A 10252-nucleotide genomic window follows, 5' to 3' on the forward strand; every position below is an offset into this window, starting at 1 on the left:
ACCGAAGTCGCGAGGATAGTCCACACCCGCCACCGGCATCTGCGGCACCAAATCAGCCATACTCCAGCATACTTCAGCTAAGCAGATACCCAATATACCTGTTCGTAGGCGCGGATCCGCTGCTCCTGATCGAGTCCATCATCGACCCGCTTCATCGGATCCAGGCTGATTCGCCGCCGCCCGTCCTCCTCGATCACGAGTTGCTTCGCCACCCCGCGGTGTGTGTGGCTGCGTGACTTCTTCTCGATCACGCGCGCGGCGGCCTGGGCGAACTCCGAGGTAAGCCCTTCCAACGGCACGTCGGGAGTGATCTGGTCATACCAGACGTCGAGCTCACCCATGCGGGCGTATCGCCGAATCGCCGTGCGATATCCCGCAATGACGGCTGCGGCGGCGTCCTCGCCGCAGGCAGATCCTAGATGCTCCGAGTCGGCCAGCACGTGAACGCTGGTGACGAGGCGCTTGAGATCCCATTCGAATGGCCCAGGGAGCGTTTCGTCGAAGTCGCGCGCGTCGAAGAGCAACTGTCGTTCGGGCGAAGCCCAGAACCCGAAGTTGAGGATATGAGCGTCCCCGCACATTTGAACGGTGAGCCCGGAATGCGGGGAGTGCGCAAGGTCGGCCGCCATCACGGCCGCAGCGCCGCGAAGGTAGGCCCACGGCGTCCGTCGAACGAACTCTCGCCGATCGCGGCCTGCTGATGCTGCTCATGCGGGCCTTCCGGAACGCTCGAAGACGACTCGCAAGGCCACGGCGACGTCTTGAGGTGAAGACCGGAGCAGTCCCCCGCCGTCCGAGGTGAGATCCTCTCCCCGCGTGGACGGGCGACTGGCAAACAGTGGGCACACGGGGACCACGCCGAATCCGCTGGGGCAACTTCCCTCGATGGACCCCCTCACCAGCAGGTCCGCGAGGCCACGAGCTGAGGCGCGCGGATCGACGTCCGTGTGAAGCACGATCCGCTCGCGGTCCTCGTCCGCCGAGGCATCGATGACGTCGTCCCTGATGGCGACGGGTGCTCCGATCTTGTCCTTCAGCGGGGCTGCCATGAGATTCCTTCTCCTCCCGAAGAGAGCGGGTGGATGATGCTGCCATCCGGCTCTTCACCAGTGAACGGCGTGTGCTTGGAACACTGTCAACTCGGGGTGGCGGATGGAGCACCGCGGATGCCGGTCGCCATCGCGGGCGAGTCCACGAGCGATCACGTCCGCGCGGCGCCTGAGCCAGTCAAGGTGTGACTCCTCTTCATCGCCTGGCGGCTGAATGGATCGACCGCTGTCATGTCGACGAGGGCACGACAAAAGGCCCGGGTCTGCGAGATCTCGCAGACCCGGGCCTTTAACCGGCTGTTTCGCCGGGGCCTCAGAGAGAAGCGCTCAGAAGTCCCAGTTCTCGTCGCGACCGCATGATTCTGCGTGCTTTCGGTAGTTGTACATTTTTCGTGCCCCCAGCGTGCCACATTGAAATGGGCCTTGTGTCCATCGTTGTCATGCGCTGGGCTTCACTCTTAATAGATTAGCCGCGCACGATGCAGCCTTCAATCAAGAGCCAGAGTCAGAGTCAGAGGTGCCTGTGCTCACAAACGACATCGCACGCTTCCCTATTTTATCCCCGCGCTCCGGGTTCACGTATAGCGTGCGCCCGGAGCGCTAAAGCACCATTGAGCTTGGTGTTGGCCTGTTCCCCCGCACTACGGCTACTACCGTACTGTTGGTAACTTGACCGGCTGCATCTCGTCTGTGCGTCACCCAAATTGAGTCGTTGATGTGAGGTGTGCCACTCGGGTGCTCGGTAAGATCCAGGACCAGAAGCTGCCCGAGGGGAAGATTCGTGGACTGGTACTCAGTGGCTTGAGCCAGATAAGAGGAGTCCAAGTCCTCCCTCGACGCACTACCGCGCTCCCTCTTAACTTCGGTCACGTACCGGCGGCCCTCGTCGAGCGTTAAAATAACGTCCGCGCGACCAGTGGCGATATTCGCATGCTCCTTACCAACGCGACCTGCGAAGGTGGTTGCGCTAAGGAACTCGTGGAAATGATTCTGGATTGTGGACTCAGGTGGAATCGGGTCGCCGGGTCGAATAAGCGCCGTATAGGACTGAGAATTGTCTCCAACGTAAACGAGGAAACGAACCGTGTGGCGGATCAACATAGAGAAATCCGACTTCGCTGCGCCGGTAAAGCTCGGATTCTCGCTTAAATCTGACATGATGTCCGCACAAATCTGATCGATCACGTCGTTCTTCGGCTGATCTCCCGCGAAGATTCCTACAAACGTCTGTCGTGCAGCAGCTTCGAGACGACGTCGGCGCGATAACGGCAGGTCATCAATCACAACAGCCTCCGCCCCAAGCAAAGCCTTTAGAAAAGGGGTGCTATGAGACGACTCCTCAGTGGGATCTGCTGGCTCCCGCGGGGCCGCTCGACTGCGATGAACGAGGTCCAGGAGTTCATAAATATCGCGTGACAACACGGGATCGTCGCGTTGCTTATCTACGGCGACGGCACGCTCAAGTTGATGTGCCATTGCCTGACGCTGCGCAATTTCGTTTACGATTCTTGGCCGAATGACCGAAGTCACGACTTGGAGATTCGTGAATTGACGATCTGCCTCGTATACCTTGGTGATCGCGTCGACCGCAACCCATGTGTCTAAGAAGGCTTCGTCTTCGATTTCCTCAGCAGCCGTGTCGAGTTGCCAGGCCAGAGTGATCCAAGCCAGCTGCGCTCCCTGTCGGGCAATTGTTTGGTTCCGGCTATGCGTGCGAAAGTTTAGTAACGCGCGCCTCTCGGCAATGTTCCTGGCTGCTTGTGCTGTCGCAGACAGGGTCTTCCTATCGGCCTCATGAAAAGCAATCAGTGCGGTGCAAGTGTGCGCGAACGCATCCGCGTCCTCTCGTCCCTCACCTTGTTCTGCAATTCCGACGAATCTGTCTCGAACCTTCCTGACTCTCTTTATAAGGTCTTGTTTGTTCGTCTGCATGAGAGCATCGCGCAGAACTCCAACAGCACTCTCATACGTAGCTTCATAGTTTCCCCGTTGGGCTAACGCGTTCAACGTAGTTGTGAAGCGTTCACGGTCCTCTGTACTGGTCCAAATGTCCGCCGCGACACGGAGCGCACGTGCTAATGGATCCTCAAATTCCTCCGGATAGTTATGGACTGGTCCTGTAAGGAGAGCCAGGAGCCTATAGGGAGCAACCGTCGTCTTCGCTACAACTTCAATGGTGATTTCGAGTTGAAGCCCCGCAAGGACTGGTCTTGAAACAATCGAATCTTCACTTGGCAGCAGAGCGTCGTGAAGAGTAGTCGCAACCAATTTGAGCGCATTTTCGTCACCAAGCAGGACATCTGCTGTTTCCCTCAAAGCAAGATAGCTCCTTTGATTCCCTAAGCCTGAGGCAAAGTTTTGCAGCGCTACAGAATGTTGCTCTGTCCACTGCCCGAGTTGCAACTGTGAACAAAAAGCGGCTGCCACGTAAGGGGCGAATTTGTCGGCAGCCAGCTCTTGTGCACTTGCCGATACATCTTCAACACTCCCGAGCGATTGTAGAGTGACGCTGCTGGTGTCTGTCACCGCCTGGATAAGGCGCTCGATGATCGACGATTTCACCTCCTAGTACCCCTTCGATGAGCCAACGCTCTAGAAGAGCGAAGTCCGGTCTTGTTTCGGGACAATGCTCCCAGAGACCCCCGACACTGCGTCGGCAAGCCCTGTATCCGCCGTAGTGACCAAGATCTGCAGGCCAGGTTCCTCGTTGGCAACATCGACTAGGCCCTGGAGCAGGGTCTGCGCGTGATCATCTTGTACTTCTTCAGCTTTCAAACTGTCGAGAAGGAGCATCCCGGGGTGTCCAGCAATGTTGCGCTCACGAGCCGTGCGCAGCAGGGCAATCACCAGTGCGTAACGTAGACGGAGACGTTCTCCAGGGCTCTGTGAACTAAAGCTCGATTTTGACCCTCCGCCTTTGGTGACATCCATCGTGCCATTGCCCTTGATATTGATGCTCTCCAACTCAGCAATCCCAAAGGTGCGGGCAAGTTCACAAGTTGCTTCACTCAGCTCGGAATACAGCTCTGCACTCACTTGCTTGATGTCGCTTTGGAGAACCTCCCTTGCGGCATCTAACACCGTAACCGGCAAGGGTATCTCCGGCTCTTCCGGCGACATTGCTAGTAGCGTCTCAACGACAGCTGACGCTGCGGCAAGTTCGTTTTCAGCTTGGAGCAGCTCTGTTGCTTGATGCGCGCCGCGAGCCTCGGCAATCCTTTCATCGATCGCCCTAAGAGCGTTCTGTGCCTCGATGAATGCCGTTTGCGATTCGTCTCTCGCCGCAACGAGAGATTTCTCAGCAGCAGTGGATGCGGCCAGTGCCTCGGAAGCTTGTAACTCTCTCTCTTCGTAATCGTCTTCATCATCAATATGGATAGTCCTGTCGCAGACTGCGCATTGGTGATCGTCATGCTCTCGGGAGCGCCGCTCAGCGCTAATCGAAGTCTCGCAACGTGGGCAGTACTTGGGGTCTAGACCGTGGAAAAGCGCGCTCGCAACCTTCGACTCCCGAAGACTATTGAGTGCCTTTGTGTCGGCGATCCGGTCCGCCTGGGCGGCACTGAGTGCAAGCTGTGCAGCTTCAACCGCTTGTCTAGCCGTGACTGCTAGACCGCCTGCTTCAACCGCAAGTTGACTCAATTCCTCTAGGTTCTCCGCAGGAGCCTGCTTGTGAAGCATCTGAAGGGAAGATTCAGCCTCAGCGAGTCGGTCTTGTGCTGCTTGAAGCTGACTCGCGATGGCAGCATTCGCGTCACGACCGCGGCGTTGTTCAGCCGCAAATTCGCTGTTGAGGCGCTGAGCAAGTGCATTTACTCGCATTGAACGCGTTGCCTCTGGCATATCAAGAAACACCTGCATCAATTTGACCGGAAGACTATCCCCTGGCGTGCTTCCAAGTAGAACTTTGTCAGCACCGGATGGCGGGTACAACACTCCAAAGTAGGAGTGCCAGCCATGCGACTTGATAATGCCTGTTTCATCATCATTGCGACCCCTGTTGAATACTTGCATCTCTTCCAGTCCGAACTCGCTCATCATGAACGAACCGACGTACTGAGCCCAATTCTCGTTTCCTTGGACTCGGCCTAGTTCTGTCACGCCCGCAGAATCTACATCATCACTGGCTTCTAGATCAGCGGTAGTTCCGGCTAAAATCCTTCCGACTTCGATCTTGGAATCGCCGATTGTGACTCGGAAACCGATCGGGCGACCATTGATGTGCACATCGAGGGAGACTTCTTGAATCCAGGACAAGACGTCCGCCTGCAGATTGCGAGGCTCGCCCCTGAGCACAAGCGTGACTATCTCAAGAATGCTGGTCTTGCCGCGGAAGTTACCGGCTGCAACCACTGTGACACCAAGATTGAACTCAAAGGTTTCATCGAAGGCCCCGGGCTCGATGCCTCCTGCTTTGTCGCCACGAACTCTCAGTCGATCAAGCCGGATACTTCGGTGATGCCGGTTAGCGCCCATCAGATTTATGCCATAGTCGCCCAGAACCTGCTCGACAACATCATTGGAACACTCAGCTTTTGCAGCAATTCGATCTATGAGGTTGGCGTCAGTATCGCTCACAGCTGGTCCTTATCGTTGGCATCAAGTGCGGCCTTCAACCGGCGTCTCGCTCGATCTGCGATACCGGCGATGTGCGTACCAAGTTCAGCATCCGCATACTCAGGTTGAAGATACTGGATATCGCGCAGAGCACTGCCACGTCTACCAGCGGCCAGATCAGCCACCAACGTTGCCCGCTCTGTGTAGTAAGCAAGGTCAGGGGCCTGCTCGATAATTGTCTGAGCGGTGGTTCGACCGGAATCAGTGAGGTAGTAATCATGTTGCGTTGTGTGCCCAGGCATGCCTCGCTTTCGACGAATTATGAGACCCGGCGTCCGCAACACTGAAAGCGCTTCGTCAAGAGGCTCGTACGCTCCAAACAGGTATCGAAGCATCGGATACGAGCGAACCTCGGGTTCGTCGCTCTCCAATATGTGACGAGCCAAGTCGAGATCATCCGGATTACTCTCTCGTTCGTAACGTGACAGTAACTCATCAGCGAGGTAGTCCGGATTACGAAGCCAGAAATCGAGCTTCTGGAGTAAAACCTGAGAGTGAAGAACCGCCACTGCGCCTGTTGGGGCTGCCGCGATTTCCGATTCGGCAATCGGTTCAGCTGCCGCATCGATGAGAAGCAAGAGTCGGACTGCATCCTGATAGACGCTCGTCGTCCGCCTTTCAACGACCTCTTCAAAGCCCGAGTGAGCTGCTGACACCTCGGCACCTCCCCGTCGAGCATCACATGCTTGTAATTCTATCGGGCCCGGGTGAGATAACCCAGCAAGACGACTTATGCATCGTGAGGCTGATTGGGCCCTAACCTCAGAGCGCCCGTCCCACCCAGATCTGCTGCGAAATCTCATGCTTGGATCGCACGTGAGTGCTGGTCGAGTTCCCGCGATGAATTTCATTGAGTGCCACTTCGGCCCGCGCGCGATCAATTCGCCGGGTCGTCGTCTCCGATTGAAGTCCAAGCGCGTTTGCTGTCGAGACAGAATACCGGTCACGATAGGCAGCAACTACGCGAGCCGATCGGCGCCATGATGCGCGTGCACGCGCATCAGCCGGTTCCGCGCCAAGTGCAGCGACCCACGGCGCAGCCGCGACAAGATCCCGATCAAGCACAGCATCGGCGCGCTCCTCCATCGAGGTTTGACGCTCCTCAAGCGCCTTTTTCATCTCGTCGCTCATCGTTCCGGTCGCCTCGGGGATCAGGCCCGCGATGAGGCGAGGAGCCTTGCGAGAGCGCCCCGATCCGGCTGCACGAGCAGTCACCGAAGCAAGCCGGTGTCGCAGCACGGCGGCGATGTCATCAGCATCGTCGAATCCTCGTGCGCGTACGAGACGCGGCAGCAGTGCATCGACATCATGATGGTTGGCTTCAGCTCGACGCAACTCGGCGGCCAGCGGGCCGAAGGCGTCAGACTCGATCGCGGCGATCGCATCCGACTCAGGGAGGCCCGATGCATGAAGCAGCGTCGCCCACCGGTCACGTTGCGCGGCGGCGGCGATGGTCTCGTACTCCGCGGCAAGCTGCGCGATCGTTCCCCACGTTTCTTGCTCCGCAACGAGAGACTCGTGAGCCGAGAGTTCCGCTCCAACGTTTTGCAGCACCCCATGAAGAACGCTCCGTGCCGTTGCTCCGTCGTCATCAGCAGGGTGTGGTCCGCTGTGCAGAGAGTCCGGTCGATCCACCGCCACATACGCCTGGTTCGATTCGCGTCCACGGGTCATCGCAACGTAGAGGTTCTCGCGGGTCATCGACGAATCGACGAGAACATGCGCGGTATCGGTTGTGACGCCCTGGGCACGGTATGAGGTGACCGCGTAGCCCAGCTCCAGGTTCTCGGCTACGTATGCCGCAGGCAGAACGACGGAGCTACCCCGTGTGGCGCCGAGCCGTCGAGCAACGACGGCTCCATCGGTGCGCACGTCGAGCACAGTCCAGCGGTCGCCGTTCCGTACCCAGCCGTGCCCTGCAATCAGTCTGCGGTCATTCTTGCGTGTGATCACCGTGTCGCCGATCGCTGCACGGCTGTCATCGTGCAGCGCAGCTTCGCGCGGCCCATGCACGGTCCCGTCGAGGATCAGGTCGGTGCGCGCCCGGGTGTTGAGAGCAACCACTGATTCGTTGGAATCGGAGATCAAGATCGAGGATCGCCCCGCGGCCCGGTCTGCACGCCACGCCTCGTAAGCTGCGTCGACCATTGTCTCCGTCTCACCATCGACGATGCGCGCGTGCTCGTCATAAGCATCGATAGCTTCGGTACGGCCATGGCGTAGATCGAGGGAGGTGGTCTTCTCCCACACGTTAATGAAGCGGTGCACATCGACGAGTTCGGGCACATCGTCCCGGCTGTGCGCGAGTAGCCCGAAGGCTCCGCCAGCATCGACGGACTGGAGCTGCGCGTAGTCACCAACTAGCAGCACCTTCGCCCCGGCTGACGCGGCGAGTGCTGTAATGCGGTCGAGCGACAGGGTGCCTGCAAGTGAGGCTTCGTCGAGGATCACCAGCTGTCCGGCAGAGAATCCTCCACCAGTGACCAGGTGGTTCTGCCACCACTTCGCGGTGTTTTCGGTTGCGATCCCAAGGTCCTCGGCAAGCACCTCCGCAGCCCCGGCTGAAGGCGCAAGCCCGACAACCGAGCCCGCGCCGTGCGCCGACTCCCACGCCGTACGAAGCGCACGCATCGCAGTCGTTTTTCCTGCGCCAGCAGGCCCGACCAGCAGGTCGACGACTCGACCCGAAACAGCGATCCGTGTAAGTGCCTCGGCCTGGTCCTCTCCGAGCACGCGCTTATCGCGATCAGGTTTACGCGCGATCTTCTCGATCGTTTCCAGGGGCACCGTTGGGGCGGTGAGGTCGCGGCTGAGATCGAGCAGACGATCTTCGGCGTCGAGCAGCAAGTTGGACGAGAACACGGTCGAGTTCTTCGGCCTGAACACTGACGACTGATCGCTGCGCCGAAATTCCAGCGGGCTTGAAGCCAGCTCGAACGGCGTCAATCGCAGAGACACTTGTTCGGCGGCATCAACTACGAGACCGACGACTGCTTCGCGATCCTCCATCGAAGCGAACCGGTAACCCATGGTTTGCCGTGCCGCTTCTGCGGTGAGGTTCCACCGCCGCCATGTTGAACGCTTCTCGCCAACCGCGGCGACGACGCTCTCACCGATCGAGCGAATCACATCAAGCGGGAGATCGTCCGCACGAAAAAGCAGCGGCCGTTCATTGGACGCGACCTGCTGCGCCCACTTGGTTGCGTCCTCACCCAAAATCGCTCCCGCGCGATCACGCCACCCAGCAGTGAGGTCGGACAGTGAATGCAGCGTCTTCTCGGGCCTCGTCGAGAGCGTTGCCTGGGCACGTAACTTCATGATCACCGCGGCACTCGGCCTGTGGCCATGCCGTTCCACATAGTCGTCAATGAGCCTGTCGGTTTCGACGTCAATGTGACGCGAACGAGTCGAGAACTCTGCGGCCAGGGCTTCCGGCACCGAGCTGATAGCCCAGCCAGGGTTGCGATTGCGTCCCATCGCTCGAAGCTCCCACTCAACACCGAGCACTCGGGTCAAATGATCCGCGAAAACCGCCTCATGCAGCTCTGAGATCGCAACAGTGGCGGCGTGCATTGGGCGACTGTCGAGTGACCTCCACTTGTTGTCGAGCACGGTCTGCACTTTGTTGCTGATGACAACGTGCGTGTGCAAGTGCGGATCGCCCGCGCGCGAGTCGTAGTGATCGTAGGCAGTTGCGATCACGCCGCGCACATCCACTTGCGCAACCGCACCGTTGCCTCCGCTTGCACCGGCGCGGGTGAATGCAACCTCCCGCTCCATGTACGCAATCATCTGCGCAACCGCCGCGTGATGCGCCTCCGCGATCAACGCCTGCGTTCCAGCATCGGCAACCGCCCAGAGCACGCTTGCAGATTTCGGGATGGAAAATGTGAAGTCAAAACCTGCGACTGCTTTTCGACCACCACGCTCAGCTTCGTCAGCCTCAATTGCCGCGACTGCTCGACCACGATCGACCGCGTTGAGCGACGAATCAACAGCTTCAACTCGGGTTTGCACTCGCTCTTCGAGGGACTTATAGACGGGGTACGCGCGACCAAGCGGATCGCGCGTGATGGGGTCGCGCCCCATGCCAACGAGGAGCTGGAGCTGTGCTTCGCTGACTTCATCGCCAGGAATGAGCTGACCGTTACCGAGCGCCGAGAGCCCGGCCCCCATCCACCTTCCTGGCGGCGTCCCTTCAGCTGAGTAGTAACGGGTCAAGGGCGTCGTGAGCGACCGGTCACCGTCACCAGCTGCGACCGTTCGCAGAAGATACTTGTACCCGTCCCCAGCGGACATCACCCTCATTGACACCGTCACGACTGAGCACCTTTCCTTCGTTACGAAGGAGGTGGTCGGAAGGTGTCAAACCTCGATCTGCCAGAGGCGTGGGGTCGCACGGAGGGTAAAGCTCCGTCTAGGTGAACAGAGCGGTATCGCGATGACGCGTGCCATATCTAGTGCCGAGGCGCTCCGCAGCTCTCTCAATCGGGCTCTGTTGCAAAGATTGGCGGCAGTCAGAGGTAGGCTGTCGCTCTGCGCCGATCAGGCGGCTGCTGCGAAATGGTGGTTGAGCATGCCCATGG

Annotated in this window: 5 protein-coding genes and 1 pseudogene; all 6 read right to left on the reverse strand. The window is 58.9% G+C overall.

Features of this window, described 5'->3' with window-relative positions:
• Window positions 1-77: 77 nt before the first annotated feature.
• A pseudogene (locus tag AB0K08_RS16750) lies at window positions 78-662 on the reverse strand (DUF2252 family protein); the annotation flags it as partial.
• 45 nt (window positions 663-707) lie between these two features.
• Window positions 708-1049 carry a hypothetical protein gene (locus AB0K08_RS16755; protein WP_363356449.1) on the reverse strand — a complete coding sequence of 114 codons (342 nt, stop codon included), beginning with the start codon at window positions 1047-1049 and terminating at the stop codon, window positions 708-710.
• 600 nt (window positions 1050-1649) lie between these two features.
• Window positions 1650-3611: a hypothetical protein gene (locus tag AB0K08_RS16760; protein WP_363356451.1), complete on the reverse strand. Its 1962-nt coding sequence runs from the start codon at window positions 3609-3611 to the stop codon at window positions 1650-1652.
• 30 nt (window positions 3612-3641) lie between these two features.
• Window positions 3642-5627 carry an ATP-binding protein gene (locus AB0K08_RS16765; protein ID WP_363356453.1) on the reverse strand — a complete coding sequence of 662 codons (1986 nt, stop codon included), beginning with the start codon at window positions 5625-5627 and terminating at the stop codon, window positions 3642-3644.
• Window positions 5624-6322 (reverse strand): hypothetical protein, encoded by a 699-nt coding sequence (locus AB0K08_RS16770; RefSeq protein WP_363356455.1) that lies wholly within the window; start codon window positions 6320-6322, stop codon window positions 5624-5626. The genes AB0K08_RS16765 and AB0K08_RS16770 overlap by 4 nt, the downstream gene beginning before the upstream one ends.
• Window positions 6323-6428: 106 nt before the next feature.
• Window positions 6429-9974, reverse strand: coding sequence for a MobF family relaxase (mobF, locus tag AB0K08_RS16775; RefSeq protein ID WP_363356457.1), 3546 nt, complete (start codon window positions 9972-9974; stop codon window positions 6429-6431).
• Window positions 9975-10252 lie beyond the last annotated feature (278 nt).

The organism is Citricoccus sp. NPDC055426, from assembly GCF_040677445.1.
Classification (GTDB): Bacteria; Actinomycetota; Actinomycetes; order Actinomycetales; family Micrococcaceae; genus Citricoccus.

What these genes read in the sequence shown, in the direction of transcription:
- AB0K08_RS16755 (WP_363356449.1), bottom strand. Translation starts at nt 1,049, where the DNA reads ATGGCAGCCCCGCTGAAGGACAAGATCGGAGCACCCGTCGCCATCAGG.
- mobF (WP_363356457.1), bottom strand. Translation starts at nt 9,974, where the DNA reads ATGAGGGTGATGTCCGCTGGGGACGGGTACAAGTATCTTCTGCGAACG.